Annotated in this window: 20 protein-coding genes; 9 read left to right on the top strand and 11 right to left on the bottom strand. The window is 62.5% G+C overall.

All coding sequences use genetic code 11. The annotated features are described in order from the left end of the window. Positions 1-9: 9 nt before the first annotated feature. Positions 10-135: a hypothetical protein gene (locus AB4M76_RS10915; protein ID WP_368441875.1), complete on the top strand. Its 126-nt coding sequence runs from the start codon at positions 10-12 to the stop codon at positions 133-135. Between the two features lie 195 nt (positions 136-330). Here the strand turns inward: AB4M76_RS10915 and AB4M76_RS10910 are convergent, their stop codons facing one another. Beyond that, positions 331-774 carry an iron-sulfur cluster assembly scaffold protein gene (locus AB4M76_RS10910; RefSeq protein WP_368441874.1) on the bottom strand — a complete coding sequence of 148 codons (444 nt, stop codon included), beginning with the start codon at positions 772-774 and terminating at the stop codon, positions 331-333. A 75-nt stretch (positions 775-849) separates the two neighbouring features. Between AB4M76_RS10910 and hisI the strand changes: the two genes are divergently transcribed. Further along, entirely contained in the window at positions 850-1,209 is a 360-nt protein-coding gene (hisI, locus tag AB4M76_RS10905; protein ID WP_368441873.1) for a phosphoribosyl-AMP cyclohydrolase, read from the top strand. A 9-nt stretch (positions 1,210-1,218) separates the two neighbouring features. Here hisI and gluQRS read toward each other — a convergent pair whose 3' ends face one another. The 4 genes from gluQRS to AB4M76_RS10885 all read right to left on the bottom strand — a co-directional run bounded on the left by gluQRS (position 1,219) and on the right by AB4M76_RS10885 (position 5,094). Next, positions 1,219-2,076: a tRNA glutamyl-Q(34) synthetase GluQRS gene (gene gluQRS, locus AB4M76_RS10900; RefSeq protein ID WP_368441872.1), complete on the bottom strand. Its 858-nt coding sequence runs from the start codon at positions 2,074-2,076 to the stop codon at positions 1,219-1,221. Further along, a complete protein-coding gene (locus tag AB4M76_RS10895; RefSeq protein ID WP_368441871.1) occupies positions 2,073-2,687 on the bottom strand; it encodes a class I SAM-dependent methyltransferase in 615 nt (204 codons plus the stop codon). The genes gluQRS and AB4M76_RS10895 overlap by 4 nt, the downstream gene beginning before the upstream one ends. A gap of 38 nt (positions 2,688-2,725) precedes the next feature. Continuing rightward, complete coding sequence (gene trmFO, locus AB4M76_RS10890; protein ID WP_368441869.1) at positions 2,726-4,066, bottom strand: methylenetetrahydrofolate--tRNA-(uracil(54)-C(5))-methyltransferase (FADH(2)-oxidizing) TrmFO; 1,341 nt, start codon at positions 4,064-4,066, stop codon at positions 2,726-2,728. Between the two features lie 242 nt (positions 4,067-4,308). Next, complete coding sequence (locus AB4M76_RS10885; protein WP_368441867.1) at positions 4,309-5,094, bottom strand: enoyl-CoA hydratase; 786 nt, start codon at positions 5,092-5,094, stop codon at positions 4,309-4,311. A 58-nt stretch (positions 5,095-5,152) separates the two neighbouring features. On the opposite strand from AB4M76_RS10885, the gene AB4M76_RS10880 reads away from it, so the two are divergent. After that, positions 5,153-5,578 carry a PaaI family thioesterase gene (locus tag AB4M76_RS10880; RefSeq protein WP_368441866.1) on the top strand — a complete coding sequence of 142 codons (426 nt, stop codon included), beginning with the start codon at positions 5,153-5,155 and terminating at the stop codon, positions 5,576-5,578. Positions 5,579-5,819: 241 nt separating this feature from the next. Here AB4M76_RS10880 and AB4M76_RS10875 read toward each other — a convergent pair whose 3' ends face one another. Next, entirely contained in the window at positions 5,820-6,050 is a 231-nt protein-coding gene (locus AB4M76_RS10875; protein WP_368441865.1) for a DUF1127 domain-containing protein, read from the bottom strand. 94 nt (positions 6,051-6,144) lie between these two features. On the opposite strand from AB4M76_RS10875, the gene AB4M76_RS10870 reads away from it, so the two are divergent. The 5 genes from AB4M76_RS10870 to AB4M76_RS10850 all read left to right on the top strand — a co-directional run bounded on the left by AB4M76_RS10870 (position 6,145) and on the right by AB4M76_RS10850 (position 9,647). Beyond that, complete coding sequence (locus AB4M76_RS10870; RefSeq protein ID WP_368441864.1) at positions 6,145-7,560, top strand: PLP-dependent aminotransferase family protein; 1,416 nt, start codon at positions 6,145-6,147, stop codon at positions 7,558-7,560. Positions 7,561-7,720: 160 nt separating this feature from the next. After that, the gene (rplM, locus tag AB4M76_RS10865) at positions 7,721-8,182 is read left to right on the top strand and encodes a 50S ribosomal protein L13 (RefSeq protein WP_368441863.1); all 462 of its coding nucleotides are present in this window, start codon (positions 7,721-7,723) and stop codon (positions 8,180-8,182) included. Positions 8,183-8,184: 2 nt separating this feature from the next. After that, positions 8,185-8,685 carry a 30S ribosomal protein S9 gene (rpsI, locus tag AB4M76_RS10860; RefSeq protein WP_368441862.1) on the top strand — a complete coding sequence of 167 codons (501 nt, stop codon included), beginning with the start codon at positions 8,185-8,187 and terminating at the stop codon, positions 8,683-8,685. A 162-nt stretch (positions 8,686-8,847) separates the two neighbouring features. Further along, on the top strand, positions 8,848-9,183 hold the full coding sequence (locus tag AB4M76_RS10855; RefSeq protein WP_368441861.1) for an ArsR/SmtB family transcription factor: 336 nt from the start codon (positions 8,848-8,850) through the stop codon (positions 9,181-9,183). Further along, positions 9,180-9,647, top strand: coding sequence for an SRPBCC family protein (locus tag AB4M76_RS10850; protein ID WP_368441860.1), 468 nt, complete (start codon positions 9,180-9,182; stop codon positions 9,645-9,647). Before AB4M76_RS10855 ends, AB4M76_RS10850 begins: the two co-directional genes overlap by 4 nt. 127 nt (positions 9,648-9,774) lie before the next feature. On the opposite strand, the gene AB4M76_RS10845 is transcribed toward AB4M76_RS10850, so the two are convergent. Continuing rightward, a complete protein-coding gene (locus AB4M76_RS10845; RefSeq protein WP_368441859.1) occupies positions 9,775-10,449 on the bottom strand; it encodes a hypothetical protein in 675 nt (224 codons plus the stop codon). Positions 10,450-10,671: 222 nt separating this feature from the next. On the opposite strand from AB4M76_RS10845, the gene AB4M76_RS10840 reads away from it, so the two are divergent. Beyond that, entirely contained in the window at positions 10,672-11,667 is a 996-nt protein-coding gene (locus tag AB4M76_RS10840; protein ID WP_368441858.1) for an LLM class flavin-dependent oxidoreductase, read from the top strand. 10 nt (positions 11,668-11,677) lie between these two features. On the opposite strand, the gene AB4M76_RS10835 is transcribed toward AB4M76_RS10840, so the two are convergent. From AB4M76_RS10835 to metA, 4 genes are read right to left on the bottom strand one after another with little or no spacing between them, the layout of a single operon-like run. Further along, positions 11,678-12,295 carry a TetR/AcrR family transcriptional regulator gene (locus AB4M76_RS10835; RefSeq protein ID WP_368441857.1) on the bottom strand — a complete coding sequence of 206 codons (618 nt, stop codon included), beginning with the start codon at positions 12,293-12,295 and terminating at the stop codon, positions 11,678-11,680. Beyond that, on the bottom strand, positions 12,288-13,157 hold the full coding sequence (gene ppk2 / locus AB4M76_RS10830; protein WP_368441856.1) for a polyphosphate kinase 2: 870 nt from the start codon (positions 13,155-13,157) through the stop codon (positions 12,288-12,290). Before ppk2 ends, AB4M76_RS10835 begins: the two co-directional genes overlap by 8 nt. Before the next feature lie 49 nt (positions 13,158-13,206). Continuing rightward, positions 13,207-14,181 (bottom strand): alpha/beta fold hydrolase, encoded by a 975-nt coding sequence (locus tag AB4M76_RS10825; RefSeq protein WP_368441855.1) that lies wholly within the window; start codon positions 14,179-14,181, stop codon positions 13,207-13,209. Then, positions 14,171-15,088 carry a homoserine O-succinyltransferase gene (gene metA, locus AB4M76_RS10820; RefSeq protein WP_368441854.1) on the bottom strand — a complete coding sequence of 306 codons (918 nt, stop codon included), beginning with the start codon at positions 15,086-15,088 and terminating at the stop codon, positions 14,171-14,173. The genes AB4M76_RS10825 and metA overlap by 11 nt, the downstream gene beginning before the upstream one ends. Positions 15,089-15,119: the final 31 nt, after the last annotated feature.

Here is a 15,119-nt window from a genome sequence, read left to right as displayed (position 1 = left end):
GGGCCGATCATGACATTTCACACACTCAAATCCATCGCGACACGGTCGCAGGATACATTGCTTCAGGATGCCGCCGGTGCGGCGGCCTTGATCGTGATGTTGGTCGTGGGGTTGCATTTGCCCGCCTTCGTCTGAGTTGCCTCAGGCTCTCATGCCGCGCTGTTGGATGCATCCGTCCCAATTTGATGCAGCGACACGCCTGTCCGTTGGTCGTACCGACAGCGCGGGTCCCACATGAGTAATGCCGACTGACGCCGCCATCCTATTGGATGAGCGGCGTTTTTTTGGTGGGGCCGCCGATGTCACAGCGGTAGAGCGGCTTGCAATCTGCTACTGTTTTTCGGCCTGCTGCATGGCTTCTTGCAGCGCATCAAGGCTCAACATGATGGAGGCATGGCGGTTCTTGTAAGCGGTCGCGGGGGTGAGCACCTCAAGCCCGTCAAAGGGCGCTTCAGGGGCAGGGCCGTTATCCTTAAGCATGGCGCGCAGCTGATCGCGGGCGCGGGTGACCTCTTCCACGGTGCGGCCCAATGCCGCGGAACCGACGACCGCCGCGGCGGCCTGGCCCAGGGCGCAGGCTTTCACATCCTGCTTCATCTCGGCCAATTGCCCGTCTGCCATACGCACATCCACCGTGATGGTCGAGCCGCAAAGCGGCGAGCGGCGTTTGACGCTGGCTTGGGGGTCTTCCATGCGGCCCAGATGCGGAATCTCCGCCGCCAGCGCCAGAATGCGCGCGGAGTAGAGCTTGATGAGGTCCGTCTCGCCCGACATGGCTGTTCCTTTTCGTAGCAAAACCCTACATAAGCGCCGCAGACGCAGATGCAAATAGTTCCATTGAGGTGCCCGATGACATTCGATCCAGCAAGCCTTGAGTTCAATGACGCGGGCCTTGTGCCGGCCATTGCGCAGGACGCGAACACCCATGAAGTCCTCATGCTGGCCTGGATGAGCAAAGAGAGCATTGCGCGGACATTGCAAAGCGGCAAGGTGACCTATTGGAGCCGCTCACGGCAGGCTTTCTGGGTCAAGGGAGAGACCAGCGGCAACCTGCAAGAGCTGGTGGAGATGCGCCTCGATTGCGACCGCGATTGCCTGCTGGTCCTGGTGAACCAGACCGGGCCCGCCTGCCACACCGGACGGCGCAGCTGCTTCTATACCGGTATTGAGAATGGTGAAGAGGTCGAGCTGATGGCGCCCGAAGATTAACTTCGCGGCCTAAAGCCCTATCATCGCACGAATATCCGCGGGGGGCGCGCCGTTCTCTCGGTAGAGCGCGATGGCTCTCGCGTCGTCGCGTTTGGCCAATCTCTTGCCGCTGTCGTCGCGGATCAGCCGATGGTGATGGTAGCGCGGCACCGGCAGGTCCAGCAAGGCTTGCAGCAGCCGGTGAATATAGGTCGCCTCGAAGAGATCACGCCCGCGCAGCACATGGCTGACAGACTGGGCGGCATCGTCCAGAACCACCGCCAGATGGTAGGACGTTCCCATGTCCCGGCGCGCCAGAACCACGTCCCCGACTTGGGCGATAAGCTGGGCAGGGTGCAGCGCAATTTCCCCGGTCTCGCCAGCTGGCCCGGCCCCGTCTTCAGTGAAGGAGAGTTCGGAAAGGTCCAGGCTTTCCAAAGCCTTGGCCATGTTCAGGCGCAGCGCGCCCGCGTCGCGGGCATGACCGGCATCGCGACAGGTGCCGGGGTAGATGATCCCGTCGGGGCCGAAGGTTGGCTCAGCCCCTTCCTGTGGCGCGGCGGTGGCGGCGAGGATGTCGCGGCGCTTGCAGGTGCAGGCGTAGAGCAGGCCGCGCTGCCATAGCGCGTCAAGCGCCTCTTGATAGGCGGGCAGCCGCTCAGACTGCCGCATTACCGGTTCGGGCCATGTCAGGCCCAGCCAGCCAAGGTCGCGGTAAATTTGCGCCTCCCACTGGGGGCGCGCGCGGGACTGGTCGATATCTTCGATCCGCAGCAGGAATTGACCGCCCTGCGCCTGCGCCAGATCATAGGCCAGCAGGGCAGAATAGGCATGCCCCAAATGCAGTGGCCCGGTGGGGGATGGGGCGAAGCGTGTCGTGAAAGTCAACTCTTTTCAATAAGATATAGCGTGGCGTTCAAGTCGAGGCCCGGCAGATGGGGGCCGTCTTCGGCCAGCAGCAATACCGCGGCGCCACAGTCGGTCCATTCATGGATCATCCCCAGGGTGCCACTATCGACCAAAGCGTGATCATTCAGAGAAAACAAGAGTTTGCCGCCCTTGTTTAATCTATGCATCAAACTGTCGAAAAGCGAGATCGGTGCCGCGCCGGGGCCGATGACGCCGACCGCCGTGATCGTATTATATGCGCCCGTCTTGAACGGAAGATCTGCATCAGGATCGATCTCTAATAGATTGCGATAGATGCCTTTTTTGCGCGCCTCGCTCAGCATGTTGACCGAAGGATCAGCGCCATCGATGGTGGTAAACCCAGCCTCTTTCAGCGCCGCACCAGAGAGGCCGGTGCCGCAGCCGATGTCCAGGATCGGTTGTTCCTTGTCCGATACGAAGGTGGCCAAAGCCGCGGCGGCGCGTTCGGGCGTGGCATAGCCTTGGGCCAGAATGTCTTGCTCGTAGCTCGGGGCCCAGTCGTTGTAGATCTGGCGGATCTTTTTAGGATCACGCGCGGCGTAGGCTCTGTCGATATGTCGCTCTGTCATATCTCTAACCTATGGGGGTTGGAAAGGAGCGTCCAGCCCTATCCCTGATCCAGCCAGTCCTGCCATGCCGCCTTGGCGCGGTCGGTATAGGCTTTGTAGCGGTCCTTGCGGCCCCGACGGCCTGATTTCAGCCCTTCGACCGGGGGGAAGAGGCCGAAATTCACATTCATCGGCTGGAAAGTCTTTGCATCCGCGCCGCCGGTGATGTGGGTGATCAGCGCCCCCATGGCGGTGCTGTCGGGCGGGGTGGGCAGGCTGCCGCCTTTGATCTCGGCGGCGGCCATGCGCCCGGCAATCAACCCCATCGCGGCGCTTTCGACATAGCCTTCGACGCCGGTGATCTGGCCCGCAAAGCGGATATTGTCGCGGCTGCGCAGGCGCATCTGGTCGTCGAGCAGCGTCGGCGAGTTGATAAAGGAATTGCGGTGGATGCCGCCAAGGCGCGCAAAGCGGGCGTTCTCAAGCCCCGGAATGCGTTTGAAAACATCGGTTTGCGCGCCGTACTTCATCTTGGTCTGGAAGCCGACGATATTGTAGAGCGTGCCCAGTTTGTTGTCGCGGCGCAGCTGCACGACCGCATGGGCCTTGACCTCGGGCTGGTGCGGATTGGTCAGGCCCACGGGTTTCATCGGCCCGTGGCGCAGGGTTTCGCGGCCCCGTTCGGCCATCACTTCGATGGGCAGGCAGCCGTCGAAATAGCCCGCCGTCTCGCCCTCGCGGAACTCGGTCTTGTCAGCAGCCAGCAGCGCGTCGATGAAATCGTCATATTGCTGTTTGTCCATCGGGCAGTTGAGATAGGCGGTGCGCTCTTCCTCGGTCTCGCCCTTGTCATAGCGCGACTGCATCCAGGCTTTCGACATGTCGATACTGTCGAAATAGACGATGGGGGCGATGGCGTCGAAAAAGGCCAGCGCTTCGGCGCCGGTCTCGGCGGCGATGGCCTCGGCCAGGGCGCCGGAGGTCAGCGGGCCGGTGGCGATGATCCATTTGCCCTCACGCGGCAGTTCGGTGATCTCGCCATAGTCGACGGTGATATTGGGATGCGCCAGCAGTGTGTCGGTCACGCTCTGCGCGAAAGGGTCGCGGTCTACGGCCAGCGCACCGCCGGCGGGCAGGCGGTTCTTGTCGGCGCAGGCCATGATGAGGCCGTTGGCGGCGCGCATTTCCCAATGCAACAGCCCCACGGCGTTCTGCTCATCATCGTCCGAGCGGAAGGAGTTGGAGCAGACCATCTCGCCCAGCAGCCCGGTTTGATGGGCGAAGGTTCCGACTTTGGGACGCATTTCGTGGATGACCACTTGGGCGCCCGCGTTTGCGGCCTGCCATGCGGCCTCTGATCCGGCCATGCCGCCGCCGATGATGTGCAATGTATCTGTCATGGGGGCGATGTAGGACAGGGCAGCCCCATGCGCAACAGGCAAGAGCGGGCGGGCTGCTAGGGGGAATGGTTTTGGGGTCGCCGCTGCGGGGATGGTCGGTCAGTGAGAGGCTGACCCGGAGGGACCTTCCGCCCACGGCGACCCAAAAGCATCAAGCCTGTGGCCTTGTCCTATCTTTGCCCCAATTTCGCCAGATTTGCCAGCGGTGATTTCGCAACAGTGCGGCGCGGCTTTGGAAACAATTACTGAGACCAGTCGGGGCTGCGTTTTTCCAAGAAAGCGTCGATGCCTTCGCGGGTGTTGGCGTCGAGCATATTGCGCACCATGACATCGCCGGTGAAGGCATAGGCCTCAGCGGTGGGCATGGACAATTGCTCATAGAAAGCGCCTTTGCCGTGGCGGACGGCGGTGCCGAGTTTGGCGGCGATTTTCTCGGCGAGGGCCTGGGTTTCGCTCTCCAGTTGGTCCGCTGGCACAGCGCGGTTGATGAGGCCCAGCTCGGCAGCGCGGGGGGCGGGGATGAAATCGCCGGTGGTGAGCATCTCGAACGCCTGTTTGCGCGGGATGTTGCGGGTGAGCGCGACCATGGGGGTGGAGCAGAAAAGGCCGATGTTCACACCATTGACGCCAAAGCGCGTGTCCTCGGCGGCGAGAGCCAGATCGCAGGTGGCGACCAATTGGCAGCCTGCGGCGGTGGCGATGCCATGGACCTGTGCAATGACGAGCTGTGGCAGGTTTTGGATGCGAGCCATCAGGCCGGCGCAGCGGTCGAAGAGGTCTTTGAAGGCCGCCGCACCGCCGTCTTCGGCCTGGCGCATCGCCGTCATCTGGCGCAGGTCGTGGCCGGCGCAGAAGGCTTTGCCCGCGCCCGACAGGATGATCACGCGGGTGCTGCGGTCTTCGGCCAGCGCGTCGAGTTTGCCGTGCAGGGCGGCGATCATCTCATCCGACAGCGCGTTCAGCCGCTCGGGCGCGTTCATGCGCAGATGGGTGATCGGCCCCTGTGCCGTAACGTCAAGAATTGTCACCTTGCCCTCCCAAGTTGAACGCGCCAACGTTACGCCGAGGCAGGCAGGGAGGACAAGTATGGCCGTCAAGATGGATGCAGCGGCGCTGGAGGCGTTCATGCGCGAGGTCTTTGATCAGGTGGCAGATGATTTCGCGGTGGACCATGTGGCCGAGAATGAGATCACCATGCGTCTGCTGACCGCCGAGCGGCATCTGCGCCCCGGGGGGACGGTGTCTGGCCCGTCGATGTTCGCCCTTGCGGATGTGGCGGCATATCTCGTGACGCTGGCGATGATCGGGCCGCGGGCCTTGGCGGTGACGACGAATTGCTCGATCGATTTCATGCGCAAGCCGCTGGCGGATGTGCATCTGGTGGCCAAGGGCAAGCTGTTGAAACTGGGGCGGCAGCTGTCGGTGACGGATGTGCTGATCTATTCGGAAGGGTCGGATAAGCCGGTGGCGCGGGCGAGCCTGACCTATGCGATACCGCCGGTGAAGGTGTAGAGGCTGGCCCGGAATCAAGCCGCAGGCGCCGGGCCATCGCCTGCCCGTCCCCCCGGGTAGGCGATTTTGCAGCAGGCGCGACTCTCTGCGACCCCACATCAAACCTGAGAGATAAAGTGGCATGAACAGAGTGGCGCATCGCCGACCCTCGGGCAGGCGATGGCCCTAGGTGCTTGACCGCATAAAAAAGGGCCGGGAAAAACCCGGCCCAGGAAGAGGTCTGGCCTACGCCACAGGGAAGCTACGCCTGCCAGAACACGCGGGACGCCTCCTTGGAGGCCTGTTCCGGTGTCAGTCCCGCGTCCTGCAATTGCCAGGGCTCAAGGGCGGCGAGCGCAAGGCGGGTGCGGCGGCGGGTCGCCCATGTGGTCACGGCGGCCGCAAAGCGCAGCGCGATCACCGCAGGGACCGGCAGGGCGCGGTATGTCATCAAAGTCATCGCATCGGCGCTCAAGGGGCGTGCCTGTGTCATGGGGAATCTCCTGAATTGTATTGACACAATCTGTAGATCATCTACGGTTACCAAGGTACAAAAAGCGATACAATTTTGCTACAGGAATATTGTAATGGGTACAATTTGGCAGCCAAAACTCGCCGAAGGGCAGGGGCCGAAGTATAAATTGGTCGCCCAGACGATCCGCGAGGGGATCAGGGACGACGCCCTGGCGGTGGGAGACAAACTGCCGCCGGTGCGCGAATTGGCCTATCAATTGGGCATCACCCCCGGCACCGTGGCGCGGGCCTATAGCATCCTGACCGACGAGGGCCTGCTGGAAGCCGAGGTCGGGCGCGGCACCTTTGTCGCGCCGCCGCAGGCGGCCATTCGCGAGGATGTCTGGAATCGCGAGCAGGGCAATTGGATCAAGGAGTTGGAGGTGGCCGAGACCAATGCCGTGAGCCTCTTTAGCCCGCGGCTGCCGGACATGGGGCAGATCGCCGTCATTCGCAACGCGCTGCGGCAGGTGGCGGATCGGGCGGGGGAGGATTTCATGAACTACCCGACCCGTGACGCCTATGCCCCGGTGCGGCAATCGGTGGTGGATTGGCTCGCGCATCTGGCGCTTGGCCCTTTGAACGAGGGGGATGTGATCCTGTCCCATGGGGGGCAGAGCGGGATTGTATTGGTCCTGCAGGCGATCCTGTCGGGCCCGAAGCCGGTGATGCTGGTCGAAGACCTCTCCTACGCCGGGTTCCGCCGCGCGGCTGAGGTGCTGCGGGCCGAGGTGGTGGGGGTGGCGATGGATGCCGAAGGCGTGATCCCCGAGGCGCTGGACAAGGCGGCCCGCGACAGCGGCGCGCAGGTCTTTTGCACCACGCCAGAGGTCCATAACCCGACCGGCAGCCATACCAGCCTGGCACGGCGGCGCGAGCTTTTGGCGGTGGCGCAGCGCCATGGGCTGGAGATATTGGAGGACGATTGCTACCGCATGGGTGCCGCCCGCGCGCCGAGCTATCGCTCGCTCTGGCCGGAACATGTCTGGCATGTCTCCTCGATCTCAAAAGAGCTGACGCCCGCGCTGCGGGTGGGCTTTGCGCTGGCCCCGCTGGGCCGGGCGGCGGATCTGCGGCGGGTGGCGGAATATGGCTATTTCGGCCTGTCGCGCCCCCTGGCCGAGGTGACGCGGATCCTGCTCACCGAGCCGCGCATGAAACAGATCTGCGCCGAGATACGCGAGCGGCTGGCGGAATATGTGGAGGTCGCGGTGAACCACCTTGGCGGGCATGACCTGCGCTACGCACGCGATGTGCCCTTCCTCTGGCTGCAATTGCCGCCGGGCTGGCGGGCGGCGGGCTTTTGCCGCGCGGCAGAGGCGCAAGGCGTGCAGATCCGCTCTGCCGATGAATTTGCCCTGCGCGATGGCCGCGCGCCCCATGCGGTGCGGATCGCGGTCAACGCGCATGTCTCGCTCAAGTCATTCGAAGCCGCGATGCAGCGGCTGCGCTGCCTCTTGGACAACCCGCCGGAGCAGATCAGCGTGTAGATTTATGGGGTATTATTATACCTAAATCGTAAAGTCCTGTTTTTGCTTGGATAATCGCGCCTCGATGCGCTTGACCCGACCTTGCGCATCTATATAACCCCTGCATCAGATAACGGGCGGGGGAATCCTCGTTCGACCAACCTCAAACGGGAATTCATCCATGAAAACCTTTTCTGCGACACCGGCAGATATCGACAAGAAATGGATCATCATCGACGCCGAAGGCGTCGTGCTGGGCCGTCTCGCCTCGATCGTTGCCATGCGTCTGCGCGGCAAGCACAAGCCGTCCTTCACACCGCATATGGATTGCGGTGACAATGTGATCGTCATCAACGCCGAGAAGGTGCAGATGACCGGCAAGAAGCGCGATGAGCACTTCTACTGGCACACCGGCCACCCCGGCGGGATCAAATCGCGCACCAAGGAGCAGATCCTTGAAGGCGCGCATCCCGAGCGTGTGGTGACCCAGGCCGTCAAGCGCATGCTGCCCGGCAATCGCCTGAGCCGCCAGATCATGACCAACCTGCGCGTCTATGCAGGTAGCGAACACCCTCATGAGGCCCAGAGCCCCGAAGTTCTGGATGTCAAATCCATGAACAAGAAAAACACGCGGAGTGCATGAGCATGGCTGACGAAATCAAATCCCTCGACGGTCTCGAAGCAGCCGTGACCGAGAACATCGGCGGCGTGCAGGGCACCGAAACCGAAGTGACCCCCCGTGAGCCGGTTCGTGACGAACTGGGCCGCGCCTATGCCACCGGCAAGCGGAAAGATGCGGTCGCCCGCGTCTGGATCAAGCCCGGCTCCGGCAAGGTTGTCGTCAACGGCAAGCCGCAGAACGAGTATTTCGCGCGCCCCGTGCAGCAGCTGATCCTCGCGCAGCCTTTCGGCATCACCAACACCGAAGGCCAGTTCGACGTGATCGCGACTGTCAAGGGCGGCGGTCTCTCCGGTCAGGCGGGCGCGGTCAAGCACGGCATCTCCAAGGCGCTGCAGCTTTACGACCCCTCCCTGCGCGGTGCGCTGAAAGCGGCAGGCTTCCTGACCCGCGACAGCCGCGTCGTCGAGCGGAAGAAATACGGTAAGGCCAAAGCGCGCCGGAGCTTCCAGTTCTCCAAGCGTTAAGCTTAGCTGTCATGATTTTGGAAAGGGCCGCCCGATGGGGTGGCCCTTTTTCGTTTGGGGGATGCTCTGCCCATTCGGAAAAACGCAGGGTTGCTTCGGTTTTACTTAGCCAATTAGCTAACCATCTTGACTGATCAGGCTTTCGCTGTTTCAGTTAGGGATATGTCTAAGTTTCACCTCGATCTTTGCTTTTCAGCTCTCAGCGACCCGACGCGACGGTCGATCCTTCAGCGCCTCGCACGCGGAGAGGCGACAACGAGTGAACTGGCGGAGCCGCATGATATGGCTTTGCCATCCCTCATGTCGCATCTGAAAAAGCTGGAAGCGGCCGGTTTGATTTCAACTAGGAAGAAAGGCCGAACGCGCATCTGCCGATTGGCGCCGGACGCCTTAAAACCCGCGCAAGATTGGCTGGCAGAACAAAACGCCCTTTGGGAAGCGCGGCTCGACCAATTCGATGACTATGTCACCAACCTCATGCGGGAGAGAGATAAATGACTTTCGATCCAGAAACCGATCTTACATTTACCCGATTGATTCAGGCACCTCGTTCAGTCCTGTGGGAATGCTGGACCACACCCGAACACATCAAGCATTTCTTTGTGCCCAAGCCACATAGGATTGAGAAATGCGAGATCGACCTGCGTGTGGGCGGCAAGTTCAATACCACGATGAATGTCGAAGGCAATTTGATGGAGAATGAGGGCGTTTATCTAGAGATTGAGGACGGCAGAAAGCTTGTTTTCACGGATACTTACCGCGAGGGATGGAAGCCTGCCGCTGATCCGTTCATGACCGCCATCATCGAGTTCAAAGACGATGGAAACGGCGGCACGCTTTATACCGCAACCGTGCGACATCGCACGCCAGAAGCCCGTCAAAGCCATGAAGACATGGGCTTTTTTGACGGCTGGGGGACCGTCGCGACGCAACTGGAGGCATACGCTCAGTCCATCAAATGATCGAACAAATGATCGAAAACGGGGGCTGCGCGCAGAAATGCCTGCAGCGTGGCACCCCCTACAAAAAAGGCCGCCGCGGGTGTCCCGCAGCGGCCTTTCCATCAACCCCGCAGGGGGCCGGTTCAGCTCAGCTGCCGATCTCGTAGCTGACGGTCAGGCCCAGCACGCCATCGCTGTCGTTGGTGTCTTCATAGATCGCCTCGAAGGCCATGCCGTTGCCCATGTCATAGGCCACGCCCGCTTCGGCATAGAGGTTGTCGTCGCGGTCGGAGTTGCCGACCAGACCGACAAAGGACCACTGTTCGGTGAGCGGTGCCTCGAAGGCAAACTCCTGATCGCTGTCGCCGCTGTCGGGGTCGATGATGATCGCCACGGCGCCGGTCACGTCACGGCCAATGGGAAAGCCCAGGGTGCCGGTGATCTCTTCGCTGTGGTCTTTCGAGCCGTCGAGCCATGCGTAGGAATAGCTCAGATCCCAGTTCATGCCCTGGCCGAAGTCTTGGCCGTAGCCGAGGTCGATCTCAAGCTCCACGTCATCGACCGGGTCGTCATGCACCGAAGTCGCGCTGAGGCCGGTGTGAAAACCGCCGTAGGTCACTTCGCCGAAGATCTCGAAGTCATGGTCGCGGTGGTGGAACGTATCGGGGTCAATGTCCACCGAGCTGGACACACCGGCGGACCAGCCCATCGGCGCGGTCTCAAGCACCGGGTCGAAGCCGGTGGTGATCGTGTCCTGCGCATGGGCCGCGGTGGCGAGCAAGCCGGCCGACAGGCCGACACTGAGGAGAATTTTAGATGTCATGGCAATTGCCTTGATTGCGACCGGGCGCAAAGGCCTGATCTGATTGAAAACGCCCTGCGGATAGGCCCGCGGCGGGGCGGCTTCAACGGCCGATTGTGCATGTCTGCCATGCATTTGCATATTTTTATGTGAAGTAAGAACGGCGGCGAAGCATTTGTTTTTTCGGATGGTTTCGAAACCCCTCCGGCGGGCCTATATGTCAGACAACCACAGGAGACCCCGATGCAGTATTCCGTTCTTGACCTCGCCCCGGTGCCCGAAGGGGCCGATGCCCGCACAGCGATCCGCAATTCCGTCGCCCTGGCTCAATTGGCCGAAGCGAAGGGCTATCACCGGTTTTGGATGGCGGAACATCACAACATGCCGGGGATCGCATCGGCGGCGACCTCGGTGCTCTTGGGCCATGTGGCGGACCATACCAAGACCATCCGCGTCGGCGCGGGCGGTGTCATGCTGCCCAACCATGCGCCGCTTGCCATTGCCGAGCAATTTGGCACGCTGGCCGCGATCCATGGCGACCGGATTGATCTGGGGTTGGGCCGGGCGCCCGGTGGCGATCAGGCGGTGATGCGGGCGCTGCGGCGCGGCATGGGCGGCGGCGATCATTTCCCCGATGATGTGGCCGAGCTGATGTCCTATCTCGGCGCGCCCGACCCGCGCGCCCCGGTGCGCGCGCATCCGGGTGAGGGGACGCATGTGCCGATCTGGATTCTGGGCTCTTCGCTCTATGGCGCGCAGCTTGCGGCGCATTTCGGGCTGCCCTATGCCTTTGCCTCGCATTTCGCGCCGGACGCGCTGGCGGAGGCCACTGCGATCTACCGGCGGGATTTCAAACCTTCGGAAGCCTGCCCCAACCCGCGGTTCATGCTGGCGGTGAATGTCTTTGCCGCTGATACCGATGAGGAAGGCGCCTATCTGCGGACCTCCATGCAGCAGGCTTTCGCCCGGCTGCGCACAGGCCGCCCCGGCAAGCTGCCGCGCCCAGTGCGCGATATCGATGCCGAGATCGGCGCGGGGCTGCGGCAGGGTGTGGATCAGGCGCTTCGGATCACCGCGGCGGGCAGTCCGGAGACGGTGAAGCACCAGCTTGAGACGCTGATCGCGCAGCACCGGCCGGATGAGTTGATCCTGACCGGGCAGATCCACGATCACGCCGCGCGGCTGCGCTCCTTCGAGATTGCGGCGGAGGTTTTGCAGGATGTCGGGGTGGTGGCCTAACCGCCGCCCTTCACTCGTCCGGTTGAACCAGCCCCAACCCGCGCAGGTAAATCCCGATCCCGGTCTCCAGCAGATCGTCCGGGGGAAAGGGCGAGGCCCGGCCCGGTGAGTTGCGGGCGAAGAGCTCGACGACACCGTGGCTCATCGCCCAGATATGGGCCGAGAACATCGAGGCCGGCGGGCGTTTGTCAGCCGGAATATGCTGGCTCAGGTCGGCGGCAGCGCGTTCCAGCACGGCATTGGCACGGTTGGCGGCATGGGCCAGTTCCGGGGTGCGGTTAACCGAAATGCCGGATTCGAACATCGCGATGTAATGGCCGGGATGTTTGCGCGCAAAGGCCAGATAGGCGCGGCCCGTGGCCTCAAAGGCTTTCAGCGCCGAAGGTTGGCCGGATTCATAGGCGAACTCCATTAGCTCGGCAAAGATGCCATAGCCCTGATGCGCCGCCTCGGCGATGAGGTCTTCGCGGCCTTCAAAATGGCGGTAAACCGCCGCCGGGGTGACGCCGGCGCGTTTGGCGGCTTCCGAAAGGGTAAAGCCGGTCGGCCCGCGCTGCTCGATCAACTCAAGGGCGGCGTCAATGAGAGCCTGGCGCAGGTTGCCGTGGTGATAGCCGCGTTTAGGCATCCCAAAGGTCCGGTCCGCCGCAGATCGTCGGGTCAATCGCGCCGATCGCTTTGACGTCCTTTTGCGGGTAGTCAAAGGCATGCAGCACATGGCGCATCGCGGCCAGCCGCGCCCGGCGTTTGTCGTCCGAGCGGATCACGGTCCAGGGTGTTTCGGGGCTGTGACTGCGGGCGAGCGTGTCGACGATATGGGCCGAATATTCGTCCCATTTCGCCAGACCTTCCACGTCGATCTGGCTCAGCTTCCACTGTTTGAGCGGATCGCTCTCGCGCGAGAGCATGCGGCGCAGCTGCTCGGCGCGCCCGACATTGAGCCAGAACTTGAACAGATGGATGCCGTCTTCGACAAGCATCTGCTCAAAGGGGGTGACCTGTTGAAAGAAATGCGCGCGTTGGCCGGGGGTGCAAAAGCCAAAGACAGGCTCGACCACGCCGCGGTTGTACCAGGAGCGGTCATAGAAAACCATTTCGCCGGCGGTGGGCAGGTGCTTGATATAGCGCTGAAAATACCACTCACCGCGCTCTTTCTCGGTGGGTTTCGACAGGGCCACGACCCGTGCTGCGCGTTGGTTCAGATTGTCGCGCATCCGGCGGATCGTACCGCCTTTGCCCGCGGCATCGCGGCCTTCGAAAACCATGGCCACCCGCGCCCCGCTTTCGCGGACCCAGGATTGCAATTTGACCATTTCGATCTGCAAGCGGTCATAGTCGCGCTCATAGGTCTTGCGCGACAGGCGTTCGGCGTGGGGGTAGGAGGGCGACAGGATGTCGTCCTTGTCAGCGCGGCGGATCGCTTGGCGGACGCCTTCAGGGGCGTCATTCTCGAAAAAGGCGCTGATTGCGCCGTCAAAAGGCAGATCCATGGGCGCTCCTGTTGGGCTGTTCTTGTTACAATATGGGATGTTAAGCGGCTTAACGCAAACCCGGACGGGCGGCGGCGCGGTCAATGGCATCCACCACCGCAGCCGGGTCCGCGTGATGCGGCATATGGCCCATGCCGGGCAGGCGGGTGAGGGCGCCGTTCGGGAGGTCCTTGATCAGTTCTTCGGCATGGATATGCATCGGCACGATGGTGTCGGCATCGCCATGGATGATCTCGACCGGCAGGGTCAGGCGGTCATATTGGGCGGACATTTCAACCACATGGGGGCGCAGCTGGTGCACCTGTTGCGCATTGGCCCGGCTGGCGCTGCGGCGCAGGGTAAGGCCGGCGCCGATGTGATCGGCATAGCCTTCAGGGGCGGTCTGCGGGGCGAAAATGGCCTCGATGCTGCTTTCCACCGCCCGTTCGGGCACAAAGGCGGTGACCGCCGGGATGAAAAAGGCGCCGCCGAGCCGCGAGGCGGTGACGTTATAGAGCCAGCCCAGCCCCCCGGGCCAGGGTTTGGAGACGGCAGAGACCAGCACCAGCGCGGCGGTCTGGTCGGGCCGCGCCAAGCCCCATGCCAGCGCCACGGCACCGCCAAAACTATGGCCCATCACGATCGGGTTTTCGACGCCCAGTTGATCGGCGGCCCGTTGCAGCAAGGCGGCCTGTTCCTGCGGCGACTCCCCCAGCGGGTTCCAGGCGCCGCGCTTGCCGGGCAGGCGGGCGGTATAGCCCATGCCGGGGCGGTCGAGCAGGATCACGCGGTAGCGCGCGCTCAGTCGCTGGGCAAAGCCCATGGTGAAATCGCGCAGATTGCCGCTGGCGCCATGGATCAGCACCAGATCGGGGCCGCTGCCGATGATCTTGGCATGAACCGCAAGCCCGCCGACCTTGATGATCTGCCCCTCGGGCGGGTGGCTGGCCTCGGCCGCCGCCTCCTGTGCGCGGGCGCGCCATTGGGTGACGCCAATGAGCAGCGCCAGCGCCAGCAGCAGGAAGATCAGCAGCTTAACGGCCAATTTCGTTCATATCGAAAGGGGTGGTCTGGTAGATCTCGTTGATCCAATTGCCATAGAGCAGATGCGCATGGCTGCGCCAGCGGTTGACCGGGGTGCGGCTGGGATCGTCTTCGGGGTAGTAGTTGCAGGGCACGTTGATCGGCACGCCGTTTTCGACGTCGCGGTCATATTCCTGCTTCAGCGTGTCGCGGTCATACTCGAAATGGTTAAAGACATAGAGCGCCCGATGCGCCGGGTCTTCGATCAGACAGGGGCCGACCTCATCGCTGCCGAGAAGCGTGGTAAGGCCCGGGCGCGCGTCGACTTCCTCTTGCCGGATTTCGGTCCAACGCGAGACCGGCACGGTGCAATCGTCCGAAAAGCCGCGCAGATAGGGCGAGGCCGGGGCGCGGTTCTGGTGGCGGAAACAGCCGAAAGCCTTGGCGGGAAGCATATGTTTCTTCACCCCGTGGAAGTGATTGATCATCGCCATGCCGCCCCAGCAGACGCCAAAGGTGGAGTGGATATTGGTCTGGGTCCATGCCATGACCTCGCGCAGCTCGTCCCAATAGGTCACCTCGTCAAAGTCGAGATGTTCAATCGGCGCGCCGGTGATGATCAGCCCGTCGAATTTCTCCTGCTTCATTTCCTCGAAGGGGCGATAGAAGCTTTCCATATGTTCGGCGGCGGTGTTGCGGGCCTGGTGGTCGGACATGCGGATGAGGCTGAGCTCAATCTGCAAGGGCGTGGCGCCGATCAGACGGGCGAACTGGTTCTCTGTCTGGATCTTTTTCGGCATCAGGTTCAGCAACGCGATGCGCAGGGGCCGGATGTCCTGCCGCGCGGCCAATTCCTCGTCCAGCACCATGACGCCTTCGTTGCGCAGAACGTCAAAGGCGGGCAGGCGGGCGGGGATTTTGATGGGCATGGGACAGGTCTTTCAGGCGGGCTAGAGCAGT

The organism is Sulfitobacter sp. PS-8MA (assembly GCF_040933935.1).
Taxonomy (GTDB): domain Bacteria; phylum Pseudomonadota; class Alphaproteobacteria; order Rhodobacterales; family Rhodobacteraceae; genus Sulfitobacter.
The sequence above is the reverse complement of the archived record's forward strand: the minus strand, read 5'-3'. Positions and strand labels throughout refer to the sequence as shown.